Annotated in this window: 16 protein-coding genes and 2 pseudogenes; 8 read left to right on the forward strand and 10 right to left on the reverse strand. The window is 54.3% G+C overall.

Annotated features, from left to right (window positions below):
- Positions 1-5: 5 nt before the first annotated feature.
- Positions 6-788, reverse strand: a complete 783-nt coding sequence (locus AC2FLJ_RS06335; RefSeq protein ID WP_496704877.1) for a hypothetical protein — start codon at positions 786-788, stop codon at positions 6-8.
- Positions 788-1,765: a SphA family protein gene (locus tag AC2FLJ_RS06340; protein WP_496698430.1), complete on the reverse strand. Its 978-nt coding sequence runs from the start codon at positions 1,763-1,765 to the stop codon at positions 788-790. The genes AC2FLJ_RS06335 and AC2FLJ_RS06340 overlap by 1 nt, the downstream gene beginning before the upstream one ends.
- Before the next feature lie 203 nt (positions 1,766-1,968).
- Here AC2FLJ_RS06340 and AC2FLJ_RS06345 point away from each other — a divergent pair, with 203 nt between their 5' ends.
- The 5 genes and pseudogenes from AC2FLJ_RS06345 (at position 1,969) to AC2FLJ_RS06365 (ending at position 6,839) form a co-directional block, all read left to right on the forward strand.
- Complete coding sequence (locus AC2FLJ_RS06345) at positions 1,969-2,517, forward strand: Crp/Fnr family transcriptional regulator (protein ID WP_496698428.1); 549 nt, start codon at positions 1,969-1,971, stop codon at positions 2,515-2,517.
- A 904-nt stretch (positions 2,518-3,421) separates the two neighbouring features.
- The gene (locus AC2FLJ_RS06350; protein ID WP_496704879.1) at positions 3,422-4,012 is read left to right on the forward strand and encodes a HupE/UreJ family protein; all 591 of its coding nucleotides are present in this window, start codon (positions 3,422-3,424) and stop codon (positions 4,010-4,012) included.
- Positions 4,013-4,165: 153 nt separating this feature from the next.
- Positions 4,166-4,835: pseudogene (locus AC2FLJ_RS06355) on the forward strand (transposase); the annotation flags it as partial.
- 236 nt (positions 4,836-5,071) lie between these two features.
- Complete coding sequence (locus AC2FLJ_RS06360) at positions 5,072-5,389, forward strand: hypothetical protein (RefSeq protein WP_496704881.1); 318 nt, start codon at positions 5,072-5,074, stop codon at positions 5,387-5,389.
- A gap of 436 nt (positions 5,390-5,825) precedes the next feature.
- Positions 5,826-6,839: an autotransporter domain-containing protein gene (locus AC2FLJ_RS06365; RefSeq protein WP_496698420.1), complete on the forward strand. Its 1,014-nt coding sequence runs from the start codon at positions 5,826-5,828 to the stop codon at positions 6,837-6,839.
- A 902-nt stretch (positions 6,840-7,741) separates the two neighbouring features.
- On the opposite strand, the gene AC2FLJ_RS06370 is transcribed toward AC2FLJ_RS06365, so the two are convergent.
- From AC2FLJ_RS06370 to AC2FLJ_RS06380, 3 genes and pseudogenes are all read right to left on the reverse strand, one after another.
- The gene (locus tag AC2FLJ_RS06370; protein ID WP_496704883.1) at positions 7,742-8,095 is read right to left on the reverse strand and encodes a putative quinol monooxygenase; all 354 of its coding nucleotides are present in this window, start codon (positions 8,093-8,095) and stop codon (positions 7,742-7,744) included.
- 101 nt (positions 8,096-8,196) lie between these two features.
- The gene (locus AC2FLJ_RS06375) at positions 8,197-8,775 is read right to left on the reverse strand and encodes an IclR family transcriptional regulator domain-containing protein (protein WP_496704957.1); all 579 of its coding nucleotides are present in this window, start codon (positions 8,773-8,775) and stop codon (positions 8,197-8,199) included.
- A gap of 45 nt (positions 8,776-8,820) precedes the next feature.
- Positions 8,821-8,958: pseudogene (locus AC2FLJ_RS06380) on the reverse strand (helix-turn-helix domain-containing protein); the annotation flags it as partial.
- 70 nt (positions 8,959-9,028) lie between these two features.
- Here AC2FLJ_RS06380 and AC2FLJ_RS06385 point away from each other — a divergent pair.
- From AC2FLJ_RS06385 to AC2FLJ_RS06395, 3 genes are read left to right on the forward strand one after another with little or no spacing between them, the layout of a single operon-like run.
- On the forward strand, positions 9,029-10,384 hold the full coding sequence (locus AC2FLJ_RS06385) for a selenium-binding family protein (protein ID WP_282120778.1): 1,356 nt from the start codon (positions 9,029-9,031) through the stop codon (positions 10,382-10,384).
- Positions 10,381-10,746, forward strand: a complete 366-nt coding sequence (locus AC2FLJ_RS06390; protein ID WP_496704885.1) for a 2Fe-2S iron-sulfur cluster-binding protein — start codon at positions 10,381-10,383, stop codon at positions 10,744-10,746. Before AC2FLJ_RS06385 ends, AC2FLJ_RS06390 begins: the two co-directional genes overlap by 4 nt.
- Before the next feature lie 3 nt (positions 10,747-10,749).
- Complete coding sequence (locus AC2FLJ_RS06395) at positions 10,750-11,214, forward strand: CoA-binding protein (RefSeq protein ID WP_058273704.1); 465 nt, start codon at positions 10,750-10,752, stop codon at positions 11,212-11,214.
- 80 nt (positions 11,215-11,294) lie between these two features.
- Here AC2FLJ_RS06395 and AC2FLJ_RS06400 read toward each other — a convergent pair whose 3' ends face one another.
- From AC2FLJ_RS06400 to AC2FLJ_RS06420, 5 genes are read right to left on the reverse strand one after another with little or no spacing between them, the layout of a single operon-like run.
- Positions 11,295-12,797 (reverse strand): M81 family metallopeptidase, encoded by a 1,503-nt coding sequence (locus AC2FLJ_RS06400; protein ID WP_496698417.1) that lies wholly within the window; start codon positions 12,795-12,797, stop codon positions 11,295-11,297.
- The gene (locus AC2FLJ_RS06405; RefSeq protein ID WP_496698415.1) at positions 12,797-14,443 is read right to left on the reverse strand and encodes an amidohydrolase; all 1,647 of its coding nucleotides are present in this window, start codon (positions 14,441-14,443) and stop codon (positions 12,797-12,799) included. Before AC2FLJ_RS06405 ends, AC2FLJ_RS06400 begins: the two co-directional genes overlap by 1 nt.
- Positions 14,444-14,454: 11 nt before the next feature.
- Positions 14,455-15,378: an oligopeptide/dipeptide ABC transporter ATP-binding protein gene (locus AC2FLJ_RS06410; protein ID WP_496698414.1), complete on the reverse strand. Its 924-nt coding sequence runs from the start codon at positions 15,376-15,378 to the stop codon at positions 14,455-14,457.
- A complete protein-coding gene (locus AC2FLJ_RS06415) occupies positions 15,375-16,355 on the reverse strand; it encodes an ABC transporter ATP-binding protein (protein WP_496698412.1) in 981 nt (326 codons plus the stop codon). The genes AC2FLJ_RS06410 and AC2FLJ_RS06415 overlap by 4 nt, the downstream gene beginning before the upstream one ends.
- Entirely contained in the window at positions 16,352-17,209 is an 858-nt protein-coding gene (locus tag AC2FLJ_RS06420; RefSeq protein WP_113791915.1) for an ABC transporter permease, read from the reverse strand. Before AC2FLJ_RS06420 ends, AC2FLJ_RS06415 begins: the two co-directional genes overlap by 4 nt.
- Positions 17,210-17,221: the final 12 nt, after the last annotated feature.

Here is a 17,221-nt window from a genome sequence, read left to right on the forward strand (position 1 = left end):
TTCGTTCAAATATCCGCCCATCGTCTTTTCGGCACCAACAGCTTTGCTGTCAGGCCAATCGTGTCTTGTGGCCCGGTGCCGGTATCATAGAAATTACGCTCATAGTTCAGCTGCCACTGAACCGGGACACCGCCGAGTTTGCTCAACTTCGAGACTTTCAGCCCAATCGGCAGGCTGGTGAATTGTGATCGGTCCCAATCGTATACAACAGTCATGTCAGATGTGCCGACCGACCAGCCCTGATCAAGCGTGTAGCTGACGATGGGTTGCAGAGTCGAAATGTTAACGTCCGGTCGCGTGTTGTCGCCGGCAACAGTCAGAATGTTCTGATTGAATAGCCCTGCAAGCCCCCACCCGGGCCGCGCCACGAAACCAAGCGCTGGCCCCAACCCCCATTTTTCGGTGCTGACACCATCAGCACCCGTTGGCAGCAGGGCCACGACACCGATCCCATAACGGCCCCACGAACGGTCAAAGGCTGCCAGATTGAATAGGGTGGCATCGCCGATCCCGGTGTTGCCATTTGAGTTATACGTAACCGAGGGAAGCGTCAGGCGGGCAATGTTACTGATCCCCCCCAACTGAAACGGAATGGCGGCGCGAAACTGGGTAACGTTCAGTGCCCCGTTCGCGTTATGCGAAGAAGGTGAATAGAAATTCTGCAGTTGAAACGACATCAAGGACGCGGTCGGGTCGCTGGCTTGGCTGGCCAATGTCTGATTGTCCTGCTGTGCAATCGCAGAGGTCGGAATGACAGCCATCAGGACAATAGACAGAACACACCTCATCAGAACACCAATCCAACGGTCATCCAGACCTTGTCGCTTTCAAATCTACGTTTGGCCCCAAACTCCTTGATGTACTTTGCCTTGATTGAAATCGGCGTCTGGCCAACCTGGGTTGACCAGGTGACGATCGGGCCCAGCCCATAAACACTGGCCTCCAAACTATCAGCGCCAAGCAATTGTTTGATCCCATCCGCCCCGCTGCCGCTGTCATCGCCGATCTGATGGTAGGCATATCCCGTTAGCCCAAGGGCAAGTTTGTTGGGCAAATGCCGCATGACCGCGCCTTCAAAATGCGCCTCGGGCGCGGTCTGATAGTCGGTTGCGTCGTTCTCGGCGCTGAAGGTGACGCCAAACGATCCTGAATACTCCCATCCCGTGGTCGGGTCGAACCAGGTCATCGACAGGGTTGGGTCAAATGCAAATCGGTTTTTTCCGGCATTCAGGGCGTCAATCGACCGGTTTGCGACGTTGATTTGCGTCGTCTGATAGTGGCCAGTGGGCAGAAAGAACTGTAAGGCCAATGTTGTGTGTAACTTGCCTTTGCTCCAGTTGAAGAGAGGCGAAAGAACGATATCACCAAAGGCATGTTCGCCGTCATCGTTGAGGGTTCCGGAAAACCCCGAGCTGAGGTCGCCAGAATACTGCCCGTTTGCCGAAACGTAGGGCAAATTGAAATTGAGGCCCAATCGCGCATTGCCCCACTGCGCGTCAAAAACATGTGTGAAATTGAATTTATAAGTAAACACCTCTACATCAGGGTCCGTCACGACCACACCGCCCGAAGCCATGCTGGGAGCGGTGCCGCTGAAATACACGAAATCATTATTTAGGTATGTTCCGGGAGGCGGAAGGATGCCCGACATGCTGTCACGGCTGCCAAGAAGATAGGTCTCGATACCTCCCTCTGCGGCTTGCACCTTTTGCGCGCACAAGAACACCGAAGCAGACAACGCAAGTAGCACTATTGTTGTCTTCAAATTCACTCTCCCAGATACAGAGCGCTTGTTCGCACGCTTTCAGATATGATAATCCAAAACGCGTGCGGAGATTGTCTTAAATTGGATATTTGATGCAGAAACCACCCAGAACAAACGAGATTCAGGCCTTAGTGGCGGCATCTCCCTGGCTTCGTGCGATAGATACACGTCTGGCTAACAGCCTGGTAAATTCAGGTCGCAGTGTGAGTGTCGAAAGTGGTGCGGGAATTTATGCACTCTCTGATCACGATCAATCCGTCTTTGCCGTGGTGTCAGGCGCTGTTGGAATTCAGTTGGACGATGGCCAATCAGGGATCGTGTTGGGCCATGTGTTCGGGCCCGGTGCCTGGTTTGGAGAGGCGGCGGCAATCACCGGCTTGCCCCGTCAGATTGGCGCGATTGCTCTGACAGATTGCCAGCTGCTTCGGGTCCCGTACGAGGCTTTGATCCAACTAGAGCAGGACGACCAACCGATATGGCGTGCACTTGGGGCACTGGCCGTCACAAATGGCGCACTTGCCATTCGCGTTGCCCGTGATCTTATGCTGGCGGATTCCAAACTGCGCAGCCTCACAATCCTGACCAGGATATCCGACGCGTTTGCGCCGACCCGCGCCATTCCCCTGACCCAACAGCATTTGGCTGAGATTTGTCGCTTGTCCCGAAGTGCCTTCGCCAAGCTGGTGGCAGAGCTGGAGGCCGACGGGTTGGTTCAGCGAAAATACGGCTCACTTGTGGTCGTCCCGCAATGATGGTCTTGGGCAAAGGAGCGCCCTTCCGATTTTGTGATCAGCTTCTTAGCAGCCAAAAAACTTACCAAACTCGGAAATACACAAGCCATTTCGCAAAGAGCCGCTGTTTCATTTCTTTCTTCTTGGGCTAGCGATATTTGGCTGGTATTCGTTCCTCCATCCCGAGTTGATCTGAGCCAGATTGTCATTGATGACGTGGATACTAATCGGTGGATCCAACAATTTCAGACTCCCGCGCAGCGACCTCCAACTTTAGATTAACTGACTTCGCGTCCAAACGGGTTGGTGCGCGAGAAGTTCTTGTGCGCGAGGCGCACACTGGTCCTTGATCGCGGCGAAAGTGCCATTCGCCGCAGTTTGGCGAAAAAGACGGACTTTTTGACACTGTAGGTGGTGCAATCGACGGAACCTGACGATGCGGCACTGAAAGAGAACCTTAACAAGAGCTCTGAGCGTTTCCTGAGTCCAGTGGCAATTGCGTTTCATCAGATCTGATTTGGGCCTGATCCCGACCCAGAAACCACTGAGACAACAATCGCTGCGTTGAATTCCGGGGCGAACCTGGATGATTTTGGCACACTTAGTCTGCTACCGGCAATTATTGCGATAACACCTGGCCAACAAATCGCCGGTACGTTTGGGTGCATTTTATTGAATCGATCAGCAGCTTGCCGCTTGGGCAAAGGCCCGGCCCGGCGCCCTGGGGATATTGCGCCAATATTGTGTGGGTAGATACGCTCCAACAGCCCGCCTTGCGCGCGTTTGAGGACATTCGTGATGAGGTTCTATTTGACTGGCACCGCGATTTGAAATCCGAGCCTCCCGCCGCTCAGATGAATGCGTTGAAATGCAAAATCGACATCTCCATGCTCACTCCGGAAAATCTGGGTGAAAAGTTGCTACAATGATCCTGCGCCGATTTCTTGGTTGTGAAGTCACCGATGAATGCCGCTTGCCGCACTACCTCATGTTTCAATACCCGCCCCCAGTTGGAGCGGTCATAGCACTGTCTATTGTATTCCAGGCAGTTGAAGTGCTCAAGCGGGACGAAAAACAGGTGCGTTTTTTCGAGCGTTCACCATGGCTCATCGCGTTTGGCTTCGGCCTGTTAAGCGGACTCGGTTTCACCAGTGATCCACGGAATATTGAACCGCCTGGCGGTGATGCTCCAACTACGCTTGTCGCATTTAACCTTGGGGTCGAGGCAGGCCAGATTGCGTATGTCGTGAACATCTTCGCGACAGGATCTGTAATCCGCCGTGCCATTCCATTCCTCTTTCGCCAATGGCAATATGCCCTCAGCCACCTCACTTCCGCAACGGGACATGTCATCGGCTGCGTGGCTACGTTTTTGGATAGCCGAGTGGTTCGCCTATTTTGGGTGCAATACCCAATACTAGGCCCAGAGTTGGGTAAGCAGGGTCAAACAAAGGAACCCATTCGCAGCGATACTAATTACGATTGTCGACACCTTCAGCAGCGAGGGACTCTGTGACGACGTGCCAAGAAAAACATAGTTTGAGGCGTGCTCAATATCTGCTTCCGATTTCGCAAACTCACTAACTCGCGGCTGCTGCGAACCTCCGCTCTCCGCCCTGAAACACCCAATCTCGTTCGGGAAAGATGAGTCTTCTGAATGCTCTTGTTTTCGGTCTATCGCATCCTCAAGTAATTTGGCCTGATCATCAGCCCGGCCGAGGTGGTTCTGTCTGTCGCAGACGAGCTCCGTAACAAGACCACACAGCCGAACCAGCTGTGGCAGACAGACTTCACGTATCTGAAAGTGATCGGCTGGCTGGGGTTGCTTACTACTCTCGACGACTACAGCCGTACATCATCGCCTGGAAGTTCTGCGCGACGATGAAGGCCGAGGATGTGACCAACACGCTCGGCCTAGCGTTGCAAGCCTCAGGATGCGATCAGGCAATGGTCCTGCACAAGCCAAAACTGCTAGGTGATTACGGGTCAAGCGACGTCTCGGACAAGCTTGCCGAGTGGCAAGGTGATCAACAGATGAAACACGTCAAGGGCACGCCGAAACACCCGCAAACCCAAGGCAAGATCAAGCGCTGACACCAAACTCTGAAGACCCGCACCCTGCTGAAAACGGCGACATACCTGGTGAACTTCACCATCAGATCAATGCATTTGTCGATCACTACAATCACAAACCCAAATGCAAGAACCTGCAAATCTTAACGCCCGCAGATGTCTATTTCGGGCGCGAGCAATCCATCCTAAAACGACGAGAAAGGATCAAACGAAAGACTACCGAAACGCGACGTTTGCTTCACCGCACAATCAAACAAAATAGATGAGCCAGATTCTCTCTAAGCTTACGCTGCCATCGGTTCAGTTTTGTGGGAGGCCGTCGAAAATTCTGTGTCTACGTGCCAGGGGCCGCGCCTGTTTCAGAGGCCATCGCAAACGGACGCTGTCTTGATGCCTTTTCACAAGGCTCTGACGTGCCGACACAATCTATTTGGATAGCGGGCTGCCAAATTGAGTGCACACGCAGCGTTTCAAATATGCTGAACAAAAAAGGAGCCAGAAGATGAAAAAAGTAGTGATTGCTCCCGTTGTCTCGCTTGTTATTGCAGCATTGTCTGGGGTGACATTTGCAGACACATTTGACGTAAGCCCCGCGACGTCACAAACGCAATTGCAGAACACGATGCCATCTTCGGGGGGCTATGGGAAATCTCCTGTAGTATGTAAAGAATGCAGGGAAGCGGGCAGCCACGGGACAGAGCTTATCGGCGGCGTGACCTTTTATTTCCTTGAATTGCCTGAGGTGGACATTGATGCAAGAAAGCGAAAGAACGTTTTTGACATTGATGCTGGTACAGTGATCAAACGAATGAGGCGCTGAGCCTACGATGCCGCAAGAGACCCGGCTGTGTGAACAGCGGGGCGAGATATGCCGGTGATTAACTCCAGCCGGTTAGCCCCTTTTGCTGGCTAAACGCTGTGATGTGACGGAGCTTCATTGACCCGCTAAATTCTTAGATCACAAACCGATCAATTACTTTGCCATTACGCGTAGCCAGTGACCATTCTTTCAAACTAAACCAACAGCGGAATGGGTGCACTTGTCGGCTTCTACGTGATCAATCCGGCGCGCGGTTGCCGCAAAACCAGTGTTTGCCTGACAGTTAACGCCCACTGCGAAAGACGCCCGACCGGGCGTTAACTTGATGCCTTTTCTCAAAACCTTGACCTGCCAGCGCAATCAATCTGAGCCGCAGATTGCCATCTTTATTGCACCCACAGCGTACCAAACACGCTTAGCTGAAAGGCGCAAAAAGATGAAAAAGGTCATGATTACATCCGTTACAGTGTTCGCGATTGTTGCAAGTGCTGGAATCTGCATGGCCGGCCCGTCGCATGGCCTCGGCCAACGCGGCTATGCAAAGGATGTTCGCTCATCTGTTTCGCAAATACGCAACCACACTGCAGCGGAAAGCAACGGTTCCAAACCATTCAATAGTAGCCTGGCGCTGACTGACTTGACAACAACCGCAGGACCATTGTTCTGGGTTGAGTCCCAAGGTGAACGCGACAGCTATGATGTCGGTGACGGCGAGATGACGACGAACAGCGGCAGTCTGCGGTATGGCGCGAATTTGACTTTGGGTGAGGTCGGGGGCGGACAGCTGTTTGGCGGACTGGAATTTGGCATCGGCAGCCTGTCATCGAACATCGGCACCAGCTCGGCCAACGCCAATATCTCTACCAACGCCTATGATGCAACCCTGAGCGCGCTTTGGGTTGCGGATAGTATGTTCTATATCGACGGGCAGCTTCGCTATGGGTTTTTCAACAGCCAGGTACGTCCGAATGGCGGGGGCGCAGTGGATGCCGATGGCAGTGGGTATGAGATATCTATTGAGGTTGGCAAGCCCTTCACGCTTCCGAACGAATGGATGCTCATCCCGCAAGCGCAGGTCATGTACAGCGATATCGACATGGACGATGTCCCTGATCGAGTCGCGGGTAGTCAGATCGGATCTCTGGTGGATAGTGACACGTTGACCGCCCGGGTCGGATTGCGTGCTGAACGTGCCTTTGCAAACAATTCGATGCTGTATGGTCAAATCGACTTTTATCATGCGTTCGACAACGCGACCTCGGTGGTGTTTGGGCAAAGCGCAGTGTTCACGGAGCGAGGCCAGAACACAGCGGCCCTGAGCATAGGTGGCGATGTCGCGCTTTCGGATCGCTCATGGCTTTATGGTGAGATCACCAGTGAAACCGGTTTGGGAAGCAGCTCGAACGACCACTCCTTCGGCTGGAACATTGGCGTCGAGGTCCAGTTATAAAGTATCTTGCGTTTGGTCTGAAGCGAAATGGGTTTCAGGCATTAGCTTAATACCTTTTCCTAAAACCATGGTCTGCCAGCGCAATAAATCTGAGCCGCAGATTGTAAAATAAAAGACACACACAGCGCTTCAAACATGCTCGACCGAAAGGAACCTAAAACGAAAAAAGTAATGATTGCATCTGCTACGGTATTTGCGCTTGTCGGCAGTGCGGGAATGTCTAGAGCAGGTTCGTTGCGTGCCTACGACAACCCCGGGCACGCGCACGATGTTCGAACATCTGTATCGCAAACGCAAATCCACGCAAGTTCGAAAGCACGCGATCATACTGAAACAAAATCTACCAAACTGCTAAAGAATCTGGCGCTGGTTACGGTTTGATATCAAAGTATTCGGTTGACGAAGATTGCAATGATGCATGCACTAATGCTTGGTCCTAAGAGCGTCGAAAATTGATGTCGGATGCTTGAGGTTGCGTTTCAATCGACAAGCATCCGCGAACCACCGTAGACCCTTGTGATGGTGCAAAAACTCTTGGACAATGTGATATCATCTGAACTGGGGCACCAGCTTGCTTACCCCACTGCGCATTGTTGGCCGACGTGCGGCTCCCCAGACTACCCTTACCTTCTCGAACACTACCCGGAGATCGGCCCGTCCAAGCCTGGTAAGGTCCGGTGTAGATCGCGTGTGTATACCCCTTGGGCTACTATGCCACGACTTTGCAAAAGTAGGTACCTGTGCAACCTTGCCGAAATATCCGATTGGGTAGTACGTGCAGCGAACGGCGGCGGCGTCCGCAGAGCATATTTTATTGTGCTTTCGCAACGTGCCCAAAGCCGGCAAGCGCTACATCCGGTCGCTTTCTCACAGCGACCAAAATTTCAAACGTCCGGTCGGATTCACCACTGCAGCAGGCTTGGTTTTTGGGCCTCGAAGCCTTTTGTCGTTGGGAAAAGCGAGCGCATCCGAGCTATAATTTCGATGTCACCATCCAGCATTGTTTGGACCGTGTTCAACCAGTTCTTAAAAGCTTCAGAATCCCAGTGATCCTGAACGGCTGCTTCGTCCCGGAACACTTCGTAGAAATAGAACCGATTGGGATTTGCCAAGTCCACCATGAACTGAAACTGGAAAACCTCTGCCTCTTCGCTGACAACACTTTGCGCTTCAAAGATGCTGGCGTTCAAAAAAGACTGCCGGTGCTCAGGTTTGACATTAACTGCGAAGAATCCCCCGCGCATTCCATCGTCCATACTTAGCCTCCTTGGCCGCCCGTAAACCCGTCTAATGGTATCAAACGTTTCGACGCCGCCGGATGGCGTGAACCTTCTCCACTGCTTTAGCCAACACTAACCTAGGCGGATTTCATATTCGCGTCTGCGCCATCCCATCCTAGGGCAGATGATAACTCATGCGACATTTCGATGAGTGCTTGGCCGATTTTGACCCGCATTGGAGGCGTAAACACCCGAACGGAAGCTGTGGCGCCAATGGACAACGTCGAACCAACACCTGTTTTGCCCAGTGTTGTTGCAACAGAACTTATACCTCTTTCCAGCTCCTCGACACATTCGGCGTATCCTTTGGCCCGAATGACATCGAGTTCTTTTGCCAGATCTTTTCCGCTGGTAATGGAGTGCTCGGTGTACCGCTTGAGCTGCCCGTTCAATTCGCCATGAGACAGCAGCTCTGGAGAAACGGCGGCAATTGCCTTGGCGCAAGAGCACGCGTGCATAGGCCGTTTGCCCACACCCGGGTGAAGATATGACACGCCCGTTTCTGGCGTGGCCACATGAATGATCTCGACCCAGTTGCCGCGCAGTCGGGAAAGAAAGAACGCAGCCCCGTAGTCTCTGGCGCCCTTGGCCAGGACCGGCGCAATCACTTCCAGAAGCGCAGGATCAGAATGATCACTCCGGGTGATACGCTTCAATCGGGTTCCAATGGCAAACTCCCCTCTCGCAGATGTCTGCAACAGTCCGGACGAAACAAGATCCTGAACCAACCTATAGGCTGTTGGCTTAGGGAGATCGGATTGTGCACAAATTTCCGCGACAGTCGCATGCCCTTTTTGACCTACGACTTCCAATATCAGCGCTAAGCGTTCTAGATGCATTTTTCTCACTATACGATAATAGTATTTTCGATATACGATACCGTAATCGTGATCAAGGGAGGGTTCAACGATGGATGGTGCATGTTGCGGACCGGGCTACGCCAGCCCGCAAGAGGCAATCCAAGCCCCCCGTGAGAAGCTTCTTTACACGATTGCCATTTATACAGGCACGGGCATTCAGAAGCCCGACTATCTTGCGACAGTGGATGTAGACCCGGAAAGCCCAACTTATTCTCAGGTGATCCACCGGCTGGAAATGCCGGGGATCGGGGATGAACTTCATCACATGGGCTGGAATGCCTGTTCGTCCTGTCACGACGACGGCTCAATGTCGCGAAAGTACCTGATCCTGCCTGGCGTGCGTTCCAACAACCTACATATCGTCGATACGGCCACCGACCCTCGCGCACCACGGCTGCACAAGGTTATCGACGGGGCCGAGATTAAGGCCAAGGCCGATCTGTCAGGGCCGCATACAGTGCATTGTCTGGGTTCGGAGATCATCATTTCCTTCCTTGGAGACGCCAAGGGTGAAGCTCCGGGCGGCTATCTGCATCTCGATAAAGAATTCAACATCGTCGGCCGCTGGGAGAACTCGATGGGCGGCATCAAGTTCGGTTATGATTTCTGGTATCAGCCCCGTCACAACGTGATGGTGAGTTCCGAATGGGCCGCGCCCAACACCTTTATGCCGGGTTTCGATCTGGAAGAAGTTGGCCATCTGAAATACGGGCGCGAGTTGCATTTCTGGGATTTCGAAAAACGCGAACCAGTCGAAAGCTTCTATCTAGGCGAAGACGGGCTGTTGCCGTTGGAGGTCAAGTTCCACCACGACCCCGACAGCACGCATGGGTTTTGTGGGGCCGCGCTGTCGACCAACGTCATTCACTGGTGGAAAGACAGCGACGACGTGTGGAAGTGGGAAAAGATCATCGACGTTGATAACGAGATGCACCCGGAATGGCCGATCCCGCTGCCAGGAGTGATGTCGGCGATACTGATCTCGATGGACGACAAATACCTCTATCTCAACAATTGGCTTCATGGCGACATGCGCCAATACGACATCACCGACCCGCATAATCCCAAGCTGACCGGCCAAGTATACATGGGGGGGCTTTTGGGCAAGGCGCCAGCCGTTAATGGGGTTGAGGTCGCTGGCGGTCCACAGATGTTCCAACTCTCTCTCGACGGACGCAGGCTCTATGTCACCACCTCGCTGTTTTCGACTTGGGACAACCAATTCTATCCCGAGATCCGCGAAAAGGGCGGAGTAATGGTCATGATAGATTGCGATCCTGAAAACGGCGGCATGAAGATCAACGAGGACTTCATCGTAGATTTTGGGAAAGAGCCAAATGGCCCCTCGCGCTGCCACGAGAGCCGGTATCCAGGCGGTGATTGCACAAGCGACATTTGGCTATGACAACGCATACTGTGACGATCGCCAACAGGGATGGCGCGACATATGAGGTGAACGCACGACGCCCACTTTTGGACACGTTACGCGAACAGGGGGTTGATCTGCCCTTCGGCTGCAAATACGGCGGCTGCATTACCTGCGCCGCGAAACTTAAATCAGGCACGGTGGATCAGCGCCGACAGGTCGCGCTGAACAATAGGCAGATCGCCAACGGCTACGTAATCCTCTGCGTGGCACGCGCGACGTCCGACATCACCTTGGAGATCGGGGTTGAGAGCCATGACAAGCTTTACCGCAATCCGTTCCTCGATCCGCTCAAACCCCACGAACTCAAGGCAGACATTGCGACGCCGAAGGAAGGTTAACCGATGCCCGAAGCAGATATCGACCGTATGTATGATTACGACCCCAAGTATCTCGCTGAGATCCTGAAGTCGGTCAAAACCATTGCAATGGTTGGTGCAAGCGCCGACAAAACGAAATTTAGCTACGGCGTTCTGCGACAGCTCAGCGAAATTGGCTACGACATTCTGCCGGTAAACCCTAACCCGAACGTCAAGGAAATCAGGGGCCTGAAGGTCTATCATTCACTCGAAGAAATCGACAAACCCGTTGACATGGTGGATGTCTTCCGCCCCAAGGAAGAACTCTTTGGCTTTGCCGAAAAGGCCATCGCGATCGAAGCCAAAGTTCTTTGGGGACAGATCGGCGTCTACGACGACAAAGCAGCACAGCTCGCCGAGGATGCGGGCCTCAAAGTTGTGATGAATCGATGTCCGAAGATTGAACTCTTCCGGCCGTTTTGGAAGCCCCGCCTCGATCTGAAGATATGATGGATCCTAGTGGAATGTGGTTTGCTGAGTAGCCAAACAGGCACATTTCATAGAGTGGGCAGTTTCCTCGTGCCAACAACTCAACGAACATCGAAATAAGTTTCACGGGCCTTAGGAAGCCTTCTAGTGATACAAGCGTAAGGGACTATTTCCAAATCGCAGAGAAAGGCACCTGGAGAAGAGACCGCAAAAATACCTCCTGCAATCTGTTCGAAGTCAGCTCGAAAGTGGGTGGTGCTCTTCACGCATATCACCGAATAATTCGCAGGGTTTAGCCCGATATGAGTAAAATGTGCACGATCCAGGCATTGATTGCGTATGCTTGTGACGACAAGGTCAATATCGGCCTCGTGCCCAACCAATCGTAGAGCAGCTGTTTTGCCCAGCGTTGCCACGCCACCGCCATACATTTCTCCGGTATAGCGGCAAGTGCCATCACCCAAAGCCAGGACCTCAAACTCTGCTTTGACCGGAACGTGTCCGGCCAGGTTCGACTTTGCACCGATTGCCAACTCAATCAGTGCACCCTCTCCTGCCTCATGGGCTTGCATTGCGCTGTCCGGATCATGGAAAAGACCCATCACAACACTCTTTACCCCACCCTCAATCAGTGCGGCCAGCAAGCCTGTGGTATCAGACGTCCCGCCCGCGCCAGCGTTGTCCTGAACATCTGCGAGAACAACGGGTTTTTCCCGTCTTTCGCGGCATGTCGAAACAGCTTCCTCCAACGACAGCATCGAACAATCAAGATCGGCTTCCCGGGATATAAACAAGTTGACGATTTCTTCGGCGGCGGCGGCGGCTTTCTGGGCTGTGGCTGAGTAGGCAAGGCAGGCCGGGCCGGTGTCAGGGAAGTCCGCCGCCGTGAAGCCCAAAGCAATGTCGGCCAAGGTTTCCTGCCGCTCAAGTCTAACTGGTAACTGGTAGATTTCGTCGAATGGCGCAGAGCCCGTATGTTGCGCATGCAAAGGGATGAGATATGGCACCGGCTGGAACACTTTGTATAGTGTTTCGCCCGCCAGCAATTGCTGCAGGACAGGAACGCATCGTGCGCCGGTTTCCGCCATATCCAAATGAGGATAGGTTCTAAAAACAGACAAATAGTCCGTATATTCGACCATCTGAGCAGAGATATTGGCGTGCAGATCCAAACTTGCGACCACTGGAGTTCCGGGACCCACAAGCTCTCGAATACGGCGCAGAAGCTCTCCTTCACCGTCAGCAAGGCTTTCAGTGACCATTGCCCCGTGGAGATCCAGATAAACGCCGTCAATGTGGCCGGCATCTCGGATTCCATTGAACAACATCCCGCAAATCGTTTCGAATGCATGATCGGTTACATGCGCAGACGGCTCGGCAGAACACCAAAGGATTGGAACAACCTCAACCCCTGCGGCTTGAGCAGCCGCAGCAAAACCTGCGACGGGTAAGTTCATGCCCTCCGTTTCCAACAAGACCTTTTCACCGCGCAACATGCCGGGCCAGGAATCTGCCATCTCAAACTCGGGGAGACCGGCCTTTGTCACACCAAAGCAATTTGTTTCATGCTGAAACCCCGCAATCGCAATACGCTTGGTCTTCATTAGGTGTGCTCGATTTCTTTTTTGGCATGCGTTGCGGCAAAAACACTTTGACCGGCTCGGATCGTTTCGAGCACCTGTGTATCCTTCAGACGGTTCGGATCGTGAAGGGGATTGCGCGAAAGGACAACGAAGTCTGCAGCTTTACTCGGTTCGATAGACCCACGTTGATCCTCTTTGAAGACCTGCCAAGCGGCATCGATCGTCTGGGCACGCAAAGCTGACAGAACGTTGATCTTTTGATCCTCGCCAAGCACACGGCCTGAAGAGGTTTTCCGATTTACCGCACAATGGGCCAGGTGGATTGGACGTGTTGGCGTGACCGACGCATCGTTGTGGATCGTATAACGCACGCCAAACCGCTCGGCTGATGCTGCCGGGGATATCCTCTCGGACCGCTCGGGGCCCAAGAAGGTGTCGTAGTGGCGATCCCCCCAAAAATAAACATGGGCGGGAAAGAAGCTAACAGTAAGGCCAAGTTGGGCCATACGCTCTAACTGATCATCTCGCAGGGCCTGGCCATGAATAATGGTGTGACGATGATCTGTACGGGGGGACGCTCGCAGTACTTTTTCAACCGCATCAATGAACATCTCTGCGCCGGCATCGCCGTTACAGTGGCAATGAATCTGTAGTCCCTTGCTATGGAGTTTGCTGACATCAGCATCCAGCTGCTCTTGCGAGGTGTAAGTCATCCCACGTGGATGTTCTGGATCAGCCGGCTTGAAATACGGGGCAGTCAGATACGCGGTCTGCAGTTGAAAGGCTCCATCCGTGAACAGTTTGCGCGGACCTAGTGTGAAATGCGGGTTGCCGGGCCAGTTCGTGCCGATCCATTGGGTACTTAGTTCTGGCTCCAGACTCCCGACGGGTAACAGCTCGATATCAATTCCCGGATCCTGATCTGCGGGCAGGCTGGCGAAGTGATCCAGCATGGTTTGCGACGTCCAGGCATTTTGGGCATAGGTCACCCCATGGGTCAGATATTCGTCACGGCAGGCATCAAAGCCCTGCCAGAACCTTTCGCGGTCGATCAGGAAATCTGTATCGCCCATCTCTCCCATGGCCGAAAGACCTTCGATCAATCCCGTTAGGGTTCCGGTTTCAGGGTCACGGCCAAAACGGCCGCCGTCCGGGTCCGGTGTGTGACGGGTTACCCCACGCCTCTCAAGCGCAAGAGAATTTGCCGTACCATTGTGACCCGATGCATGAATAACCCAGATTGGATGACGTTGTGATACCTTGTCCAACTCGGCCCGCGTGGGCATGCGACCATCGAGAATGGATGTATTGTCAATCGACACCCCCATGATCCATTCACCCTCGGGCGTTGCACTAGCCTTTTCCCGAAGCCTGTCCAACGCCTGCGCCATGGTCCGGCAATCCCCTAGAGGAGGCGACGACAGGTCAACACGGAACAGCCGGATGAACCCGGGATCCGGAAAATGCCCGTGTGGGTCAATAAACGCGGGCATCAGAGTGCGCCCCCGCAGGTTGCGTTCCTGAGTATCCGGCGGCATGCAAGCGCGCAGATCGGCCTCGGTTCCAACGTCCTTAATCCTGTGTCCTTCGGTCAGAACCGCCTCCGGCGAAGAATTCTGCGCATCCATAGTCAGGATTGTGCCGTTGAAAAAAAGTGTACTTGGCATTGGATTTCCTTCTACGACAACGGCGCCAGACAACGCAGCCCGTGACCGCCGTCCACTTCCCATTCCGGGGTCTGGGTGCAAATTTCCTTTGCAAAAGGACAGCGTTCACGGAATTCACATCCCGAAGGGCGTTTGAGCAGGCTGGGGGGTTCACCTTTTAGGGCGATCCGTTCCAATCGTGCATCCGGGTCGGGCTCTGGGTTGGCGCTCAGAAGGCAGCGTGTATAGGGATGGCGCGGGTCGTCGAAGATCGTCTCGGTCGTGCCTTCCTCGACCAACCGGCCCAGATACATGATGCCCATTCTGTCGGCCACGTGGCGCACGACGCTGAGGTTATGGGTGATGATCACCATCGCCAGCCCCAATCTTTCACGCAGATCGTTGAGCAGGTTCAAAAGCTCACCCTGTACCGACACATCGAGGCCCGCGGTCGGCTCATCCGCAAGGATCAGCTTGGGTTCCAGCGCCAATGCGCGCGCCACGCCCACGCGCCGTGCCTGACCACCCGACAACTGATAAGGATAGCGATCGGCGAAATGCGTCGGCAGGTTCACCATTTCCAACAGGCGCTTGGCCTCGGCATCCAGATCGCGGTCTTTCATGCCCTGAATGCGATAAGGCTCGGTGATCAGGCTACGGATGGTCAGGCGCGGTGACAGACTGCCGACCGGATCCTGAAACATCATCGCCATATCCTTGCGCAGCGGACGCATGACACGTTCCGGCGCGCCGCGAATTTCCTGCCCCTCAAATGTGACCGAACCGTCCTGTGCGGGCGCAAGCCCCGCAATGGCGCGTATCACGGTCGTTTTGCCGGAACCGCTTTCGCCAACCAGCGCGTAGGTCTCGCCGGGTTGCACGGTAAAGCTGACACCTGCCAGCACATTGACCGGCCCGTAACTGGTGTGCAGGTCCACAACGTTCAGCAAGCTCATGTTGTGGCCTCCTCATGATTCAGCCAGCACGCGGCGTGGTGGCCTTGCTTCAGTTGATCCAAGGGGGGCACCTCGCTGGCACAGCGCGCCATCGCCTGATCGCACCGATCCCGGAATATGCAGCCCCCTGGCAGGTTCGCCAGATCGGGCACTTCTCCTGGAATGGTTGGCAATACGCGGGCGCGTTCCTTGATGTGGCCGGGGTCGCATTCGATCAGGCGGCGTGTGTAGGGATGTTTGGGATTGTGGAAAATCTCTCGCACGTCCCCACTTTCGACCACCGCACCGGCATACATCACCACCACCCGATCACAGAGCTCCGCAATCACACCCAGATGGTGTGAAATAAACAGGATGGCACAGTGAAACTCGCGCTGCAGCTCTTGCAGGCGTTCGATGATCTGCACCTCTAGCGTTGCATCCAGCGCAGTTGTCGGCTCATCCGCGATCAAAAGGTCAGGTTCGGACATCAACGCCATCGCAATGGCGATCCGTTGACGCATCCCGCCAGAAAATTCATGTGGATACTGTTTCAGGCGAGCTTCGGGATCGGGAATGCCAACGGCGCCTAACATCTTGGCTGCGTGGGCCAGCTTGTCCGCCTTTGACTGTTTGGAGCGGTGCTGAATGTCCAGCATCTGCTGCCCGATGGTCAGAACCGGATTGTGCGTTTGCATCGGGTCCTGAAAGACGATGGATATGTCCGACCCACGCAAGTCGCGCATATGTCGTTCGGAGGCCCGCAGCAGATCCTGTCCTTTGAACCTGATCTCTCCTTCGCGGAACCGCGTATTAGGCGCTGTCAAACGCAGGATGGACGAGATCAGAGTGGACTTACCGCAGCCGGATTCCCCGACAATGCCAACTATTTCGCCTTTGTTGACGTCGAATGTGATGTCCCTCAGAGCCTTGAGGTCACCACGGCCTGTTTCGTAATCGACGCTGAGGTGGTCGATTTCCAGAAGTGTGTCGGTCATCGCTGTTTCCTCAGTTTCGGGTCAACCACATCGCGCAGGCTTTCACCCAGGAAGGTAAATCCGAGCGTCGCCAGAATGATCGGGAGCCCACCACCGACCACCAACCAGGGGGTTTGGCGGATCAATGAATACCCGTCCTTCAGCAAGGCACCCCAGCTGGGGGTCGGTGGTTTCACGCCCAGCCCCAGAAAGGACAGCCCCGCCTCCAGCGCGATAACCGTGGGGATATCCATGGCCGCCAACACAGCTAGAACGCCAATGATATTCGGCAGCATATGCACGCCCAGAATGCGCGCCATGCTGGCCCCCATCGACCGCTCTGCCAAAATGAATTCAGAGTTGCGCAGCGTCAGAGTCTGGGTTCGCGCCACGCGCCCATATGTTGGGATTGAGGTCGCCATGACCACGAATACCACCGTCTGCAGGCTGGGTCCGATCAGGGCCACAACTGCAAGCGCAAACATCACCGTTGGAAAAGATCGGATGGTATCGAAGAACAGCATCAGAAGGTTATCAAGCCATTTGGGCCCATACCCGGCAATCATGCCCAGCGTCAGACCAATCGCCATAGCGCCGAACACGGCGGGCAATGCCACCTTGAGCGCAACCTGCCCCCCGGCGATGACCCGCGAAAACGTATCGCGCCCTAATTGATCTGTACCAAGCAGGTGTGCGGCGGACGGCCCTTGCAAGCGGGATTTGATATCCATCGCAATCGGATCATAGGGTACAATCCAATAGGCGAAGATGGCACAGAACACGATGACACCGACGATGATCAAGCCCATAAGACCAAGCGGGTCGCGGGCGACGCCGATGATGATCTGGCCAAGTTCGGAACGAGATTTTTCCATAACGCTCCCCCC

It is taken from the genome of Ruegeria sp. CDSA034, assembly GCF_059612275.1.

Coding starts and splice junctions, on each gene's coding strand:
- AC2FLJ_RS06350 (WP_496704879.1), top strand. CDS start 3,422: ATGATCCTGCGCCGATTTCTTGGTTGTGAAGTCACCGATGAATGCCGC.
- AC2FLJ_RS06385 (WP_282120778.1), top strand. CDS start 9,029: ATGGATGGTGCATGTTGCGGACCGGGCTACGCCAGCCCGCAAGAGGCA.
- AC2FLJ_RS06405 (WP_496698415.1), bottom strand. CDS start 14,443: ATGCCAAGTACACTTTTTTTCAACGGCACAATCCTGACTATGGATGCG.
- AC2FLJ_RS06410 (WP_496698414.1), bottom strand. CDS start 15,378: ATGAGCTTGCTGAACGTTGTGGACCTGCACACCAGTTACGGGCCGGTC.
- AC2FLJ_RS06370 (WP_496704883.1), bottom strand. CDS start 8,095: ATGGACGATGGAATGCGCGGGGGATTCTTCGCAGTTAATGTCAAACCT.
- AC2FLJ_RS06390 (WP_496704885.1), top strand. CDS start 10,381: ATGACAACGCATACTGTGACGATCGCCAACAGGGATGGCGCGACATAT.
- AC2FLJ_RS06400 (WP_496698417.1), bottom strand. CDS start 12,797: ATGAAGACCAAGCGTATTGCGATTGCGGGGTTTCAGCATGAAACAAAT.
- AC2FLJ_RS06415 (WP_496698412.1), bottom strand. CDS start 16,355: ATGACCGACACACTTCTGGAAATCGACCACCTCAGCGTCGATTACGAA.
- AC2FLJ_RS06335 (WP_496704877.1), bottom strand. CDS start 788: ATGAGGTGTGTTCTGTCTATTGTCCTGATGGCTGTCATTCCGACCTCT.
- AC2FLJ_RS06365 (WP_496698420.1), top strand. CDS start 5,826: ATGAAAAAGGTCATGATTACATCCGTTACAGTGTTCGCGATTGTTGCA.
- AC2FLJ_RS06360 (WP_496704881.1), top strand. CDS start 5,072: ATGAAAAAAGTAGTGATTGCTCCCGTTGTCTCGCTTGTTATTGCAGCA.
- AC2FLJ_RS06395 (WP_058273704.1), top strand. CDS start 10,750: ATGCCCGAAGCAGATATCGACCGTATGTATGATTACGACCCCAAGTAT.
- AC2FLJ_RS06420 (WP_113791915.1), bottom strand. CDS start 17,209: ATGGAAAAATCTCGTTCCGAACTTGGCCAGATCATCATCGGCGTCGCC.